The organism is Ruficoccus sp. ZRK36 (assembly GCF_019603315.1).
Taxonomy (GTDB): Bacteria; Verrucomicrobiota; Verrucomicrobiia; order Opitutales; family Cerasicoccaceae; genus Ruficoccus.
The window spans coordinates 1,019,686-1,035,678 of the sequence record NZ_CP080649.1 but is presented as its reverse complement, the minus strand read 5'-3'; the positions used below and the strand labels follow the sequence as shown (position 1 = coordinate 1,035,678).

At 57.0% G+C, this 15,993-nt stretch carries 13 protein-coding genes; 6 read left to right on the top strand and 7 right to left on the bottom strand.

Annotation, left to right across the window (positions count from 1 at the left end):
- Positions 1 to 111: 111 nt before the first annotated feature.
- The 5 genes from K0V07_RS04545 to K0V07_RS04525 all read left to right on the top strand — a co-directional run bounded on the left by K0V07_RS04545 (position 112) and on the right by K0V07_RS04525 (position 2,783).
- The gene (locus K0V07_RS04545; protein ID WP_220623352.1) at positions 112 to 588 is read left to right on the top strand and encodes a hypothetical protein; all 477 of its coding nucleotides are present in this window, start codon (positions 112 to 114) and stop codon (positions 586 to 588) included.
- Positions 585 to 1,406, top strand: coding sequence for a PD-(D/E)XK nuclease family protein (locus tag K0V07_RS04540; protein ID WP_220623351.1), 822 nt, complete (start codon positions 585 to 587; stop codon positions 1,404 to 1,406). The genes K0V07_RS04545 and K0V07_RS04540 overlap by 4 nt, the downstream gene beginning before the upstream one ends.
- A complete protein-coding gene (locus K0V07_RS04535) occupies positions 1,403 to 1,675 on the top strand; it encodes a hypothetical protein (protein WP_220623350.1) in 273 nt (90 codons plus the stop codon). Before K0V07_RS04540 ends, K0V07_RS04535 begins: the two co-directional genes overlap by 4 nt.
- Complete coding sequence (locus tag K0V07_RS04530) at positions 1,659 to 1,895, top strand: hypothetical protein (protein ID WP_220622020.1); 237 nt, start codon at positions 1,659 to 1,661, stop codon at positions 1,893 to 1,895. Before K0V07_RS04535 ends, K0V07_RS04530 begins: the two co-directional genes overlap by 17 nt.
- Before the next feature lie 117 nt (positions 1,896 to 2,012).
- On the top strand, positions 2,013 to 2,783 hold the full coding sequence (locus K0V07_RS04525) for a DUF932 domain-containing protein (protein WP_220623349.1): 771 nt from the start codon (positions 2,013 to 2,015) through the stop codon (positions 2,781 to 2,783).
- A 617-nt stretch (positions 2,784 to 3,400) separates the two neighbouring features.
- Here the strand turns inward: K0V07_RS04525 and K0V07_RS04520 are convergent.
- Positions 3,401 to 3,802: a hypothetical protein gene (locus K0V07_RS04520; protein WP_220623348.1), complete on the bottom strand. Its 402-nt coding sequence runs from the start codon at positions 3,800 to 3,802 to the stop codon at positions 3,401 to 3,403.
- 225 nt (positions 3,803 to 4,027) lie between these two features.
- Here K0V07_RS04520 and K0V07_RS04515 point away from each other — a divergent pair, with 225 nt between their 5' ends.
- The gene (locus K0V07_RS04515) at positions 4,028 to 4,792 is read left to right on the top strand and encodes an IS4 family transposase (RefSeq protein ID WP_220623347.1); all 765 of its coding nucleotides are present in this window, start codon (positions 4,028 to 4,030) and stop codon (positions 4,790 to 4,792) included.
- A 173-nt stretch (positions 4,793 to 4,965) separates the two neighbouring features.
- Here K0V07_RS04515 and K0V07_RS04510 read toward each other — a convergent pair whose 3' ends face one another.
- The 6 genes from K0V07_RS04510 to K0V07_RS04485 form a co-directional block, all read right to left on the bottom strand.
- On the bottom strand, positions 4,966 to 5,508 hold the full coding sequence (locus K0V07_RS04510; RefSeq protein WP_220623346.1) for a DUF3347 domain-containing protein: 543 nt from the start codon (positions 5,506 to 5,508) through the stop codon (positions 4,966 to 4,968).
- Positions 5,505 to 9,287 (bottom strand): efflux RND transporter permease subunit, encoded by a 3,783-nt coding sequence (locus K0V07_RS04505; RefSeq protein WP_220623345.1) that lies wholly within the window; start codon positions 9,285 to 9,287, stop codon positions 5,505 to 5,507. The genes K0V07_RS04510 and K0V07_RS04505 overlap by 4 nt, the downstream gene beginning before the upstream one ends.
- Entirely contained in the window at positions 9,280 to 11,214 is a 1,935-nt protein-coding gene (locus K0V07_RS04500) for an efflux RND transporter periplasmic adaptor subunit (RefSeq protein ID WP_220623344.1), read from the bottom strand. Before K0V07_RS04500 ends, K0V07_RS04505 begins: the two co-directional genes overlap by 8 nt.
- Entirely contained in the window at positions 11,207 to 12,511 is a 1,305-nt protein-coding gene (locus tag K0V07_RS04495; protein ID WP_220623343.1) for a TolC family protein, read from the bottom strand. Before K0V07_RS04495 ends, K0V07_RS04500 begins: the two co-directional genes overlap by 8 nt.
- Positions 12,512 to 12,862: 351 nt before the next feature.
- Positions 12,863 to 15,220, bottom strand: a complete 2,358-nt coding sequence (locus K0V07_RS04490; RefSeq protein WP_220623342.1) for a copper-translocating P-type ATPase — start codon at positions 15,218 to 15,220, stop codon at positions 12,863 to 12,865.
- A 347-nt stretch (positions 15,221 to 15,567) separates the two neighbouring features.
- On the bottom strand, positions 15,568 to 15,888 hold the full coding sequence (locus K0V07_RS04485) for a P-II family nitrogen regulator (RefSeq protein ID WP_220623341.1): 321 nt from the start codon (positions 15,886 to 15,888) through the stop codon (positions 15,568 to 15,570).
- Between the last annotated feature and the right edge of the window lie 105 nt (positions 15,889 to 15,993).

Below are 15,993 nucleotides of genomic sequence, written 5' to 3'. Positions count from 1 at the left end.
TGCGTTATATATCCGTGATAGCGGGACGATCTCGCTATCAGAAGCCCGGCAGACACCGACCCGTCGCCGGGCTTTTTCGTACCCACACGGTCACATTCGAAAGGATTCCTCATGGCTATCACCCTCGAAGCCAACTACTCGAAGAAGCTGGGCCTGCCGCAGTTCTCTTCGCACCAGTATTCCATCACGGTCCGCACGGAGGTTAACGACCTCGCCCACATCCAGCAGGCCAGCACGCACCTGTACCGGCAACTGCAGGAGGCGGTGGACCGGGACATTCAGGAGACGGGCTTTTTGCCTGTATCCGGTTCATCGCTACACGAGCCCGCACGCACACCGCTACGGGCAGACCCCAACCGCCCGGCCTTCAACCAACAGGCATCGAGCGGATGGACTTGTTCTCCTAAACAGCAGGCCCTGATCGAGCGGATGATGAAGGAGCACGGCCTCACGACTGATGCGCTGGAAGAGTTAGCCCAAAGCCGCTTCCAGACGCCCCTCACCCGCCTCAACAAGATGCAGGCCTCCGGACTGATCGACGAACTGATCGGCACCTACGGCTCTGCCAAGGGGAGGAACCGGTCATGATCCAGCCACTGGAACACGACCACAACGGCCAGCATCCCTCCACCGATGGCCTGCTTGATCACATCTCGGCCAGCACGGTCAAACTCTACCTGACCTGTCCGCTGAAGTTCTGGTACAAGAAGGTCCTTAAGTTGTCCGAGCCTGTCTCCCCCAGCCTGCACCTGGGTAAGGCTGTCCACGCCGCCTTGCAGCACTTCCACCGCGCTCGCTGGCGTGGGGAGTGCCATGAGCGGACGACGGTGATCGAGGCCTTCACACAGGCGTTTAATACGCCTGATGAGGCCCCTGTGTATCCGAACATGGATACGCGACAGACCAATCACGACAAAGGCATCAAAATGGTCGAGGCCTACCTGGACTCCGAGCACGGGCAGATGACAGAGCTTCCACTCGGTGTCGAAGTCCAACTGGAGGAGGACCTGCCGGACATCCCCAGCCCCGTGCTCGGGTACATCGATCTGGTTCGGGTGGGCAACGTACCGGTCGATTACAAGACCTGCGCGAGCACCCCAAACATCCAGCTCGAAGCCTTCCAGCACGAGGCACAGCTCACGCTCTACCAACTGCTTATCGAATCGGCAACGGGCGAAAAGGTCGAGGGCCGCGAACTGGTTTTCATCGTAAAAACCAAGGTCCCGAAGATTATCGTACACCGGCTGGCACCGGCGAGCGAACGAGAGAAACAGCGCGTGCTGGACATTGCCTGTGCGGCGGTGGACGGCATTTACCATGAGCGGTTTCATCCACAGCCAGGCATGCACTGTGCCTGGTGCAGCTACCGCTCGCAGTGCGCAAAATGGACGGGAGGGGCGCGATGATCCAGGCCATCCTCATCACCGTGATCAGCGTGGGCGCGGGCATTTTTATGCTCAACGACCACGACGAGCCACCCTCACCTCCTCCGGTCGAGCAACCCGTCCTCCTGCCACTGGCCCATGCCCTCTACTGGGTCGGGGGATGCTCGGTCGCCTGTTCTCTCATCTGGGGAAGCAGTATTGTGCGGGCGGCCAGGTATAAGCACCTGAACCCGCAGCGCCGGATAAAACGTAAACATAACAGTCAGCCTCATCATGAATGCCGTCCTTAAGCTCGTGCTCGTCGCGCTGACTGCCTACAGCGTCGGCACGCTGGTGGGGCCGGTCGCCATCGGGGCGGTCAATGAGGCCAAGGAAACGCTCAGCCCGTTCCTGGTCATCTCCGTAGCCGTCCTCATCGGGTCCATTGGTTATGCCGTGGGAGCGGTGAGACGTTCGCCCTTCGTCCCGGAATACCCCGAGTACGAACGGGACCGTGAACGCTACCGCTGAGCCTCACATGTCATGCCCGGCCAATACAGCCCCGCCTCGATCACACGAGGCGGGGCTTTTGTTTTTCCGCATGCGTCAAGTCGGCGCATCACTCACCACCCTCAACTCATCAACACCATGATCACCGATACCATCGAACCCGTCTCAGCCACAACCACCAAGCCTTGCAACCTGCTCTTGCACTGCGGTAGCCACGCCGTCAGCCGTGGAGAGCTCGCGCAGGCACCGACACCACCTCCGACCAGCACCTGGAGGCCGATTGCGCACTTAAAGCTCCTGCAAGTCGTGGAGGTTGCCCTGCTTACCCAGGGCTTTGCCATTGCCGGGCAGGCGCATGGGCTCACCCATGACAACGCCCGTTACTTCGGTCTGATCGAGGTCAGCGGTTTTACCCACAACCCCGACTACCACTACGTCGTCGGTGTAAGGAATTCTCATGACATGCGCTTCTCTGCCGGGCTCGTCGCGGGCAGCCAGGTGCTTGTTTGCGACAATCTGTCTTTTTCCGGAGAGATCCAGTTGGCCCGCAAGCACACCCCGCGTATCCTCGACGACCTGCCCCGGCTGGTGGATGCCGCCGTGGGCAAGCTCAGGCGCTACTGGGACCAGCACGATTACCGGGTCATCCGTTATCGTGAGGCCCGCATCAATGACCGGCGTGCCCATGACCTGGTTATCCGCGCTGTCGATAAAGGTGTCATGGCCAACGGATACATCCCCAAGGTCCTCTCCCTGTGGAGAAAACCCCGTCATGAAGCGTTTGCGCCCCGCACCCTCTGGAGCCTCCAAAACGCTTTTACGGAAGTCTTCAAGGGCCGCGTGGACCTGCTCCCGGACAGAACCCGACGCCTGCATCGCCTCCTCGACCATGAGGCCGGACTCAACTAGGCCTCGCAGGTCCTTGGTGTAAACCATGGTTTACACCGGAGAAGCCCCACCATCGGCCTTGCCGCTATTCGGCAGGGATTAAGGGGGGCTTTTCTTTAGCTGCCAGAATGCCGGAGCGCGTCCGGCAAAACCGCTGCCATCCTCTTTGCCCTCCCCCAGTCCTCCAAATGATACCGTCTCAAGCCCTACGACTACATTCTCTCCCTACTCAAAAATCTCCCGATATCCATCATTGCGCACATCCCCAGCATGACCCCTGCTGTCGTAGCCAAAGCAAAGCTCCTGCAAACACGGCCAGCCACCGCCTGAGTCATAAATATCTGCACATTACAAACGACCTCGGCGTCAGCGACAACGCAGTCCGCAAGCACTGCCTCACTCGGGGCATCGACCTCCCCAAGAACGGTTACTGACAGCGAAAGCACACGTATTAAATAGCGTGATTCCCTACCAGATTGACGAAGACTTTGCCGTGGTCATGCCAAGCCGCTCACGGTAGACATTTTTTTTGAGTACAGGAATTTGCCCAAAGCCTATAATTGTACATTGAATATCTATAGCAAAAAAGCGATGGCCTTTTGAACCATCGCTTTGCGGGCAACAATCTGATTGTTCGATTATTTATGGCTATGCGAAGAGCCCATCGGCATTTTGGGTTCCATTTTCGCCATAAACATGCATGCATCCCCGTGGTCATCGACGAACTGGATTTTCTGCCGTGATTTAGACGGAGGGCCTGTGCGAACGACTTTCGCCACGTTGTCGCATGACGGGCAATCAATGGTGTTTCCTTCTTTGCACAGTGCCATCGCCTGACTCTTGGATTCGATTTCGATCATGGAAACCGTATCGCACTTTTTGCATACCTGAGCGACCTGATCGCCGGGCTCAAGGGCCGCGAAATCCTCAGTGGTTGATAACGTCTTCTGTTTATACCATCCTCCGGGAGTCGGGCCGGCGAGCAGGGAAACACTTGTGAGTGTGATGAATACGATGAGGGTTGATGCAATCTTTTTCATGTTTGTTCTATTATTTATAGTTTTGAAAGCGGTATTTCGCATTCATATAATTAAACGCATTACGTAAGCATAACCCTCAAATTTTTTATAAAAACGCACTGGTGTCCAGTTAAGAGCGGCTTGAGGATTCATAAGTTCTAGTTGTTCTGTTGGTTATGCAAAATGCAGGGTGTCCTGCATTTGAAACGACTGGCGGTGTTTGGGTGGGTTCATTCTCAATAAGGGATGAACGAAGGCCGTACGATTTTTTCCCAAGTGATGGATGTTCTGGATCCGACCGAGCTGACGCGTTGTGTTGCTCGGTACTCGATGCCGCGAGAGAGTCGGGGCTTTTCGGCGCGGGATCAGTTTCTTTCGATGGCGTTTGCACAGATGACTTTTCGCGAGAGTTTGCGGGATATCGAAGCGTGCCTGAGCGGGTGTCGGCATCTTTACGCGATGGGGTTCCGAGGCAACATTACGCGCACCAATCTGGCTTACGCCAACGAGCATCGGGACTGGCGCGTGTATGCCGAACTTGCTCAAGTTTTGATTCGACGAGCGCGACGGCTTTACTCTGGCGACAGCCACGGCTTGGACATCGACGAGATGGTTTACGCGTTGGACGCCTCGACCATCGATCTGTGTCTGACCCTGTTTCCGTGGGCTCATTTCCGCCAGACCAAGGCGGCTATCAAGCTGCACACGCTGATGGACTTGAAGGGCTCCATCCCTGTATTCATAAGCATTACAGACGGAAGCGTCCACGACGTGAACATCCTCGACGACATCGCTTTCGAACCCGGAAGCATCTACGTCATGGACCGTGGCTACGTCGATTTCGCACGGCTGCACCGCATGCATCAGGCCGGTGCCTACTTCGTCACTCGGGCCAAAAGTAACCTGGCTTTCTATGTCAGCCAGTCGCGACCCATCGACAAAACGACCGGTTTGCGTTGTGATCAGAGCATCGGTCTGAAGACCGCCAAGAGCAAACGCGACTACCCGTGATTAAAGAGGGCACAATTGAATCGGTGATTATTGTTTTTACACCCAGTCAATCGATGATTTGGTGGGTTATATCGTGATGATGGAGCTATATTTTTGCATCCATAGCAGATAAAAAAAAAGCCGCCCGGTCTGGTAGGCTCGGACGGCTTTTATAATTATGCTACTATGCTTTTCTAATGATTATGCTCGGAATGGCCGTGCATATCAGAGGTTTCACCGGCGAGTTGTTTCTGGACGCTGCCGCAACGCAGCATCTTCATGCCGAAATAAGGGTTGGCCACGCTCTTGTCGGCCTGGATCCAGTTGGCGCCCTTGCCGCCGAGAGCCATCGGGCAGTGAAGCAGGTAGAGGCGGGTATCACCGGTCACACCGACGTGCATGATCAGGCCTTCCATCTTGTCCGAAAGGCTCTGGAACGCTTCGCGGGCGGCGGCGAGATCCTTCGCCTCGGCAATAGCTTTAGCAGGCGTGCTGAGGTTCTCATTGGTCCGTTCAATACGTTTGCTTCCTTCGGGAGCTTGACCCATGGCGACGAGAAAGCTCTGGGCTCCTTTTTGGGCCGCCGGGAGGTCGTCCGCCACGAGGCCTTTTTCGATGCTCAGGTAGCCGGGGACAAGTCCACTGACAAAGTCCGGCTTGAAGGCTTCATCGTGCGCGTGGAGCAGATTCGTTAACAGGAGGGAAAGCCCGAGGGCCAGGATATTTCTGATTTTCATGATTGTTTTGATTTGCGTTTTAAGGTGTGGGAAATCTCGGCCAGTCCGCAGTAAAGGACGGGCACAACGAAGATGGTAAGGATCGCCAGCAGCATACCGCCGAAGGAGGGGATCGCCATCGGCACCATAATGTCTGAACCGCGTCCGACAGAGGTGAGCACCGGTAGGAGCGCGAGAATAGTGGTGGCGCTGGTCATCATGGCCGGTCGCACGCGGCGGTCACCTGCCTCGACGGTAGCAGCACGAATTTCCTCCAGTGTTTTCGGGTTCTTTTCCCGGAAAATTTGCTGAAGGTAGGTGCAGACAATGACGCCGTTATCCGTGGCGATACCGAAGAGCGCGAGGAATCCCACCCACACGGCCACGCTGAGGTTGATCGTGCCCATCTGGAACAGCTCCCGCAGGTTATGTCCGAAAAGGCTGAAGTCCAGGAACCAGGGCTGGCCGTACAGCCAGATCAGGATGAAGCCACCGGACCAGGCGAAAAGAATCCCCGAGAAGACCAGCAGCGTCGTCGATATGCGCTTGAACTGGAAGTAGAGGATCAGCCAGATCGCGAAGAGAGCGATGGGCAAAACGATGCGGAGCTTCTTCTCGGCGCGCACCTGATTTTCGTAACTGCCCGTGAACTTGTAACTGACCCCGGCAGGGATGACCAACTCGCCGCTGTCGATTTTATCCTGAAGAAACTGCTGCGCCTGCTCGACGACTTCCACCTCCGCGTAGCCCTCGCGTTTGTCGAAGATGACATAGCCGACCAGGAAGGTGTCTTCACTCTTGATAACCTGCGGGCCGCGCACGTAGTCGATACTCGCCAGCTCACGCAGCGGAATCTGGGTCCCATCCGGAGCGGCGACGAGGATGTCCTCAATGGATTCTATGGTGTCGCGAAGTTCTCGCATATAGCGCACGCGCACCGGGTAGCGCTCGCGCCCCTCGACCGTCTGAGTGATCGGCTTACCACCGATGGCGACCTCGATCACATCCTGCACGGTTTTGATTTTGATGCCGTAGCGGGCGATGGCGTCTCGATTGATGTCGATCTCCAGATAGGGCTTACCCACGATACGGTCGGCCAGCACAGCCTCGGCCTTGATGGAAGGCACCTGCTTGAGATAGCCCTCAATCTCCAGGGCAACCTTCTCCAGCGTCTCCAGGTCCGGGCCGAAGACCTTCAGGCCCATGGGGGCGCGCATGCCGCTCTGGAGCATGACGATGCGCGCGGCGATGGGCTGAAGTTTGGGGGCCGAAGTTGTGCCCGGAATCGTCGCGGCCTTGACGATCTCTTCCCAAATATCATCAGGGCTCTTGATATTGTCACGCCACTGGCGGTAAGGCCGCCCGTCTTTGTCCGGGATCAACTCCCCCGCCTCGTCGCGCTTGAAGGCTCCGGCGCCCTTGTCGTAGGCGAAGGTGAGGATGCGCCCGTTCTCGTCGGTGATATACTCGGACTTGTAGGAGATAATGGTCTCGATCATGGAGATCGGCGCAGGGTCGAGCGGACTTTCGACACGCCCCAACTTCCCCACCGCGCTCTCGACTTCAGGGATGGCGCTGATGGCCATGTCCTGCTTGCTGAGCACATCCATGACTTCGCCGATAGAGGCGTGCGGCATCGTGGTGGGCATGAGCAGGTAAGAGCCCTCATCCAGCGCAGGCATGAACTCCTTACCCAGGCCGGGCACGGCATGAGCCATCGCCACGTAGGGCCTGGACTCGCGGATAGATTCCGGCAACCATCCAAAGACCTTGCCCCACCCCATCCAGGCCGTGAACCCGAAGACGATGATCCCGCAACTCAGGGCGATAAAAGCCGCCTTGAACCGTAAGAGGAAGGCCAGCATGCGTGCGTAAAACTTGATAAAGAGCATGAAGAAACCCAGCAGGCCACCCACTACGATCAGGACAAAGAGAATGTTGTGCAGGTGCTGCTCGGGCCCCAGCGGCTTCCAGTCCGCAGCCAGCCCCAGTGCAACGAGGACAGCCACGATGAAGTTGAAGACGAATAAAATGCCTTTTCGCACCTTTTCCGGTATGGCTGCCCCTGCCAGGTGGAAGACGGCGATGGCGACCATCAGCAGCCCCAGCCACCAGGGGAACCAACTGACCAGCAGCCCCCCCAGCAAGCCGATCACACCAATACCGCCCCAGAGGCCATACTTTGACCACGCTGATTTATAGCGCCCGGCGATGAACCAGTGCGCCAGCGGCGGGATAATCGTCAGTGCCACCACGATTGAACCGATCAGCGCGAACGTCTTGGTATAGGCCAGGGGGCGGAACAGCTTGCCCTCGGCGGCCTCCATGGTAAAGACCGGCAGGAAGCTGATCACGGTCGTCAAGACGGCGGTTACCACCGCGCTGCCAACCTCGGCGCACGCTCGATAAACGACCTCCAGGCGGTTCTCATCGGGGGGCGCGTCGTCGAGGTGTTTGAGGATGTTTTCGATGAGCACCACCCCCATGTCCACAATTGTCCCGATGGCGATAGCGATCCCGGAGAGAGCGACAACGTTGGCGTCCACGCCAAAGAGCTTCATCCCGATGAAGGCGAAAAGCACAGCAAGCGGAAGCACGCCGGAAATCAGCGCGGCGCTTCGCAGGTGTAGCACCATGAGCACGACGACGATAATCGTGACAAGAATCTGTTGGCGGACGGCATCTTCCAGCGTCCCGAGCGTTTCGCTGATCAGGCCGGAGCGGTCGTAGAAGGGAACGATCTCCACCTGACTCACGGTACCATCGGCGAGGGTCTTTTTCGGCAGACCCGGTGAGATGTCTTTAATCTTGTCCTTGACGCGCTTGATCACCGCCAACGGGTTTTCTCCAAAACGCGTGACAACAACACCGCCCACGGCATCCGCGCCCGCTTTGTCGAGCGCGCCCCGCCGCAGAGCCGGGCCGTATTCGATCTCGGCCACCTGCTCCAGCGTGATCGGGACATTATCCCGCTGCGTGATGACGGTTTTGCGCAGGTCGTCCAGATTCTTGATAAACCCGAGGCCACGGATGACGTATTCAGCCGCGTTGATTTCAATCGTGCGCGCGCCCACATCAAGGTTGCTGCCACGTACGGCATCAAAAACCTCCTGAAGCGAAATGTTATAGGTGCGCAAAGCGTCGGGATCGACGTCCACCTGATATTCTTTGACATACCCGCCGATAGAAGCCACCTCGGCCACGCCGTCCACGCCCTGAAGCGCGTAGCGGACGTACCAGTCCTGAACACTGCGCAACTCCTCCGGGTCCCAACCGCCCGCAGGCTTACCGTCCGGGGTGCGGCCCTCAAGTGTGTACCAGAAGACCTGCCCTAGCGCGGTGGCGTCGGGCCCAAGCTGAGGCGAGACCCCCTGCGGCAGGGTGCCGGAGGGCAAGCTGTTGAGCTTTTCCAGGATGCGGCTCCGCGTCCAGTAGAACTCCGCGTCCTCCTTGAAGATGATGTAGATCGAGGAGAAGCCGAACATCGAATAGCTGCGGATCGTCTTGACCTCGGGCAGCCCGAGCAAGGCGGTCGTTAGCGGATAGGTGATCTGGTCCTCAATGTCCTGCGGCGAGCGGCCCATCCACTCGGTGAAAACGATTTGCTGGTTCTCCCCGATATCGGGGATGGCATCCACCGGGACGGGGTCGCGCGGCAGGATGTCTGACTCCCAGTCAAAGGGCGCCACGGCCACGCCCCACAGGATAAGGACCACGGTGAATAGAATGACGACCAGCTTGTTCTCCAGGCAAAACCGGATCAGGCTGTTGATGGGATTGAAAGAGGTGTTCTTACTCATGGCCGGAGTGGTCCTGGGCGTTATTCTCGATCGTTGCCTTCACTTCGCCACAGCTCAGCATGGCTGATCCGAAGTACGGATTGCGCAGCGGTTCGGCGGCTTGCAGCCATTCGGCCCCAGCGTTGTTGTTCGCCATCGGGCAATGCATCACGAGCAGGGGCTGCTTCAGAGTCTGGGGGCTTTTCTGGGCTGCTGCGATAAAGGCATGCGAGAGCTTTTCAAAGAAGGGTACGCGGAAGGCATCCAGCGTTTCGGCGGCAAGCATGTCATGCAACAACTCCGGCAGGCTGCCACTGTGTCCGGTGATGGACATCATCGCCTTGGCCTGCGCTTTGGCGGCGTCCAGCTCGTCGGAAGCAAGCGCATCCTGCATCTTCAGATAGGGCTCCATTAGAGCGGGCAGCTGATCGGCAGGGATTTCCAGCATCACCATCCCGGCGTGAGCGGAAGCTCCGCTGTCGCCAGTTGTCGGTGCCGGTGCCGAGCCTCCGTGGTTATGGCCGGGCATGGGGCCGCCCCCTTCCGGGTTCATCATACTCGGTTTGGCCTGAATTTGCAGGGCGCTGTCGATCTTGAAGGCTCCGTTGGTGACCACCCGCTCCCCGGCATCCAGCCCGGCGACGACGACGTAGTTGTCACCGGCGCGCGGACCGAGCACGATCTCACGACCCTCGTAGGTGGGGCGTTGCGTATTCGGTTTCTCCACGTAAACAACGGCACGCTTGCCGGTGCGAAGTACGGCGGAGGCCGGAACGACGAGGGGTGCGGATTCGGTGGCGTTGTCCACATAGCCGAGCTGTTCTGCGGGAACAAGGTCCATGCCGCAGATGTCGCACTGGCCGGGGCCGTCTTTAACCACTTCCGGGTGCATCGGGCTGATCCACTTCCCGGCGAACTCCGGCGCATAGACCTTGCCGTCTTCGGCGAGGCGGGATTTGACCACGGCACGCACAAACATGCCAGGCTTTAGGCGTCCGTCCGGGTTGGGCACATTGACCCGCACCGGAATCGTGCGCGTCTTATGGTCAACCTCGGGTTCGATGAACGCAATCTGCCCCTCAAAGGTCTCTCCCGGAATCGCCTCGGCGGTGAAGGAGACTGCCTGCCCGTAGCGCAGCCAGGGCAAGTCCGTCTCATAGGCGTCCAGATAGGCCCACAGTTCGCTCAGATCCACGATCTTGAAAAGCGGTTCACCCGTCTTGACATAATCGCCCTCCTTCACGTTCTTCGCGACGACCACGCCGCTGATCGGAGCTTTCAGCTCAAAGTGATCCTTGGCCTCGCCGCTGGCAAGGATGGCATCGATCTGCTCAGGGAGCAGGTCCCAAAGCTGTAATTTGTCACGGGCGGCACGGGTGATCGAGCTGTCCGGGTCGGCCCGGTAAGCCGTCAGTAGCTCGCGCTGCGCCGTCAGCAGCTCCGGGCTGTAAACCATGGCGAGGTGATCCCCCGCCTCCACACGAATACCCGTGAAGTTGACGAACAACTCATCGATGCGGGCGGGGAACCGAGCGGTCAGCGACTTCTCCCGGGTCTCGTCGTAGGCCAGTTTGCCGACCAGGCGAATGTCCGCTTCGGGATATTCCTGGCGCACCAGTGCCGTCTGAATCTCAGCCAGCGCGCGCGAGGATTCGCTCATGCTCAGTACGCGGGGCCCGTCTTCGGCACCGGCATCTTCGACCAGCGGGATCAGATCCATCCCGCAAATCGGGCATTTACCCGGCTCCGACTGGCGAATCTGCGGGTGCATCGAGCAGGTCCAGATCGTAGGCTTTTCAGCTACATCAGCAGTTTCAGTCACGACGTGACTGGCGCTGGCCGGAGCGTGTTCCGGTGTGCCACCGGAAATAATCCGTCCGACAACAATACCGACGATCAGGGCTGCTGCGGTCGCTCCCCCAAAGGTTAAAATCAGTTTTTTATTCATCGTTCTGAGTTGCGTGGAATGTTCCTAAAATGGGCAGATTCGCCAGGGTTTGAATGGTAATGCGCTGCTGCCAGGCATCGGCGGCGGCACGCCAGTAAAGCAGTTGGAGGTCGAGCAGAGAGCGCTCGCTGTCGATCACGTCAAGAATGCTGATACGGCCCGTTTCATAGCCGGATCGGCTGTTTTCGACGGCCTGTTCGGCCAACCCCAGTAAATCTTTGCCGTAAAGCTGGAGGCGACGATTGGCATCATGGAGGCTCGCCAAGCTCGCGGATAATTCCGCACGCAGTGCATTGAAGCGGTTGTCGTACTCGCTTTCATACGAGCGCTGGTTGGCCAGGGCTTCAGCCTTGGCGGCGTCGTACTTGTCAAACCAGATCGGGAGGTTCACCGCGACCGTAAAGCCCCAGGGGTCTTGACCGGCATCGGGCGTGTTCGGATTCACGACGGGGTCCCCCGTCTGGATGTAGTTAAAGCCCAAGGTGATATCCGGATAGCTTTCCAGGCGGGCAATTTCACGGCGCGCCTCCGCGCTGGAAATCTTGCGTTCGAGCATTTGCAGTTCAGGGTTGTTGGTTTCAATCGCCACAACGAGGGAAGGGCCGTCCAGAGAGATAATTTCCGGTGCTGCCCATTCCGGCCAGGGGAGTAGGGCCGTTCCGGGCAGAGCGAGGAGTTCCCTCAGCTTGGCCGACTGGCCCACACGCTTTTGCTGCAAAGACTGCAGGCGGTCCTCGATTTTTCCGGTCTCCACTTTCAGACGCAGGAGCGCATTGATGTCATCTCCGGCCCTTACCTTTTCTTCCACAATGGGCTCCAGGTTGCGCAGAAGCTCCAGGTTCTCCTGCGTCATCCGAATGGCCTCCTCCGTGTAGCCGTATTCGTAAAAAGCCAGGGATACCATGCGTGCCAACATTAGTTGCTGGCTCTGGTAGGCGAACCAGAGAGCCTGCGCTTCGGCTGAGGCGGCGTTTTCACGGCTGCTCAATTTTCCAAACCAGGGAATTTTCTGACTGAGCATAAAGATATTTTCCTGGGGGCCGGTCCGTGTCTGAACCGACTCCACAAAGTGCGTCACCTGAAACATCGGATCGGGCAGGGCCGATGCCTGTGGGATACGCTGCATGGCGGCCTCATAGCGGCGTTCAAACGCATCCAACTGAGGGTTGGCGGCCATCGCCCGGCTCAGATAGTTCTCCAGGCCCGACAACTGCGAGTCTGAAGGTGCTTCGTCAGCCTCCAGCAGGGGGCTAATCAACCCTACACTCAAGGTCAGGCCCAATACTATTTTCAGCATTTTCTTACGTCGGCTTGGATTCATCTATGCCTACTTAAACGCAAACACCGCCGAAAACCCTCAAAAAAAGTTTTTTTGCCAATAGCTACGCGCCATATTTTTCCTGTCCGAACAGTCAGCCCCTTAAAAGGAAAATGTAATGTAAGTTCAACTTGGTTACGACCATGGCGATAGACATGATCCATGTCAAACTTGACCACCTTCGCATTCAAGACCGCAGCGAGGGAAATATTCCGCATAGAGCCAATAAAAGTGGCAGCGGTAACAAATAGAGAGATAGTAGCATTTACCAAGCAATCAAATGAGGACGCCAATAAGGATCGGAACCAATTCCAATTTCCCTTCCCGGGCTCATCGATTGAAAGAGAAGCGCTTAAGCCTCAGCGCGTTTGTAACAACCGACAGCGAACTCATAGCCATGGCTGCGCCAGCGATCATCGGGCTAAGCAGAATTCCAAAGACGGGGTAAAGGATGCCTGCGGCCACCGGCACGCCAATTGAATTGTAAATGAACGCAAAGAAAAGATTCTGGCGAATATTTCGCATGACAGCGCGACTCAAGCGCAATCCGTCAACAATACCACGCAGATCCCCTTTGATCAGGGTCAACCCTGCGCTTTCAATGGCGACATCCGTGCCGGTTCCCATGGCGATGCCAACATCGGCGGCAGCGAGGGCAGGTGCATCGTTGATGCCATCACCTGCCATGGCGACACGATGCCCCTTCGCCTTAAGTTCATTGACGATGCGTTGCTTGTCCGCGGGCGATACTTCTGCGTGGACCTCGTCAATACCGAGTTCTTTCGCAACCGCATGAGCTGTCCGCGGATTGTCGCCCGTGCACATAACCACGACAATCCCCATCGCATGCAGCAATTCAATAGCTGCCCGAGAGGTTGTCTTGATCGGATCAGCGATGGCGATCAGGCCGAGCAGTTGATGGTCCACTGACGCCCAAACAACCGTTTTTGCTTCCTCCTGCAATCTCGCTGCCTCGTCGCCAAGATTCGAGGGGATGTCGATACCGACTGACTCGATGAACGCCCGTTTACCAACACGAACGGAACGATTATTCACTTTGGCCTGAACGCCGCCACCTGTGGAGCTCTCAAAATCAGTGACACTTGGCAGATCAAGGCGGCGCTCTTTGGCCTTTTCGTAAACGGCTCGTGCGAGCGGGTGCTCCGACTGAGATTCTACCGCTGCGCAGATACGTAACAAGGCATCCTCAGACGTGTCCACAGAAGCCCGGATGTCCACTACCGAAGGTTTGCCTTGGGTAAGGGTGCCGGTTTTATCAGTGAGGAGATGGGAAACTTTTTCCGCTCGCTCGATGGCCTCAGCGTTTTTTACCAAAACCCCGTGCTGGGCGCCTTTGCCAACTCCAACCATGATCGACATGGGAGTGGCAAGACCAAGTGCACAGGGACAGGCAATGATCAGGACAGATACCGCGACAACGGTTGCGTAAGCCATAGCGGGAGCGGGACCCAGCAGGGCCCAAAGGATAGCCGAAAAAATCGAGACAAGGACCACAACCGGCACAAACCAGCCCGACACTCGGTCGGCCATCTTCTGGATAGGGGCACGGCTACGTTGTGCCTCGGCAACCATTTTAATGATTTGTGAGAGCATCGTTTTCTCACCGACGGCTTCAGCTTGCATGACGAAGCTTCCGGTCTGGTTGACCGTGGCCCCAATGACTTTGTCACCTTCTCTTTTTGCCACCGGCAGCGGCTCTCCGGTAATCATGGACTCATCAATTGCACTTTTTCCATCAAGGATGATGCCGTCCAAGGGAATTTTTTCACCAGGACGTACCCGCAGACGGTCGCCCGTCTGAATGGCGTCGATTTCGACTTCTTCCTCTTCGTCATCTTCGCGCAGGCGGTGTGCTGTTTTCGCTGCCAGATCCAGCAAGCTTTGGATTGCCCGGCCTGTTTGCCGCCTCGCTCGAGCTTCCAGCCATTGACCGAAGAGTATCAACGTTGTGATAACCGCACCCGCTTCAAAGTAAAGAGCGACTTCGCCCTGCTTACGGAAAGACTCTGGAAAAATCCCGGGAAACAGAATTGCGATCACGCTATAAGCATAGGCAGCCCCAACGCCCAGCATGATCAGTGTAAACATGTTCAGGCTTCGATTGACAATGGAACGCCATCCACGAGCAAAGAACATTCCGCCTGCCCAAAGGATAACCGGGGTCGCCAAGATGAACTCCAGCCACCCCTGCAACCGGGACGAGAGCATGGCTTCGAATGAAAGGCCCGGAATCATACTGTCAAAGGCCAGAAGTAAAATCGGCACCGTCAACACACCTGCCACGATCGTTTTCCGCTTCAGACTGAGGATTTCCCTGTATTCCTCGTCGGCGTCGTCGCCCGTGGGAGTCATCGGCTCCAGGTCCATCCCGCACTTGGGGCACTGGCCAGGATGGTCCTGCTGCACCTCTGGATGCATCGGGCAGGTCCAAGTGGTAGACCCTTTTTCCCGGTAAGCCGGGTTGCGCTCCAGTCTCATCCCGCATTTGGGACAATCGCCCGGCTCATCCGATTCGATGCCCGGGCACATCGGGCAGTAGTACTTGGCAGAGGCCGAGGGCTTTACCGAGTTTGAATGGGAATGGCCGTGACCTTCGTGATGATGTTTGGCCTGATCGTGCGAATGGCTTGCGTCTGCATCAGTGTACGTATGACAATCGTGACTCATGATCGTTGCCTTTCAATATTAGAGGTCGAATTCGTAGTATGGTTTGGGGATGATAACATGTCAGCATCTCTTGCATTCCCGCCTTTATATTTATGGCTGATCTTCCCATAAAGACAGCAACCCAGCATAATTATGAGAAAAGCTACGAATGAAATCTCCGAGCTTATGCCCAGTGCGGGGAGAAGGAAAATCAAGCCAATTGGAAGGAGACAGCCGAGTATATGAGTAAAGCAGTGCTTCATGATTTTTATATTTAATTTAAACCGGGAGGGAGGAAATAAGCCATGAGGCCTGCTTCGCCTGTCGATAGGAGTGGGATTCGAATCGAGGGAACGGATGGGAAAGAATTAGAGTGCAGGACGGATTTCGTCCTTGGACTCGATTCGCCAAGCCTCCGCCACCTCGGTGACAAAGACTTTTCCGTCGCCCCTTTTTCCAGTATGCGCAGCGTCCAGAATCGTTCGGACCACCGCGTCCTTCACATTGTCAGGGCAAACAGCCTCCACCTTGAGGTGAGTTTCGAAATCTACCATGCGCAAGATGCCGCGACTGCGCCCGAAGCCAGTGATGGTATTCACGCTTACGCCGCTCAAACCCTGGACTTGTGCAAGGGCATTGATGACGGCGTCCAGCTGCTTCTTGCGGATGTATGCCTTTATTTCTTTCATTTTCGCCTCCTGCTTTTTCGTTGAAAATACTGATATGGCCGGGCGGTGGGATTCTCCCACACCAACTCACCCATACTCTTAAACGCAGGAATCCAACGAAACCCT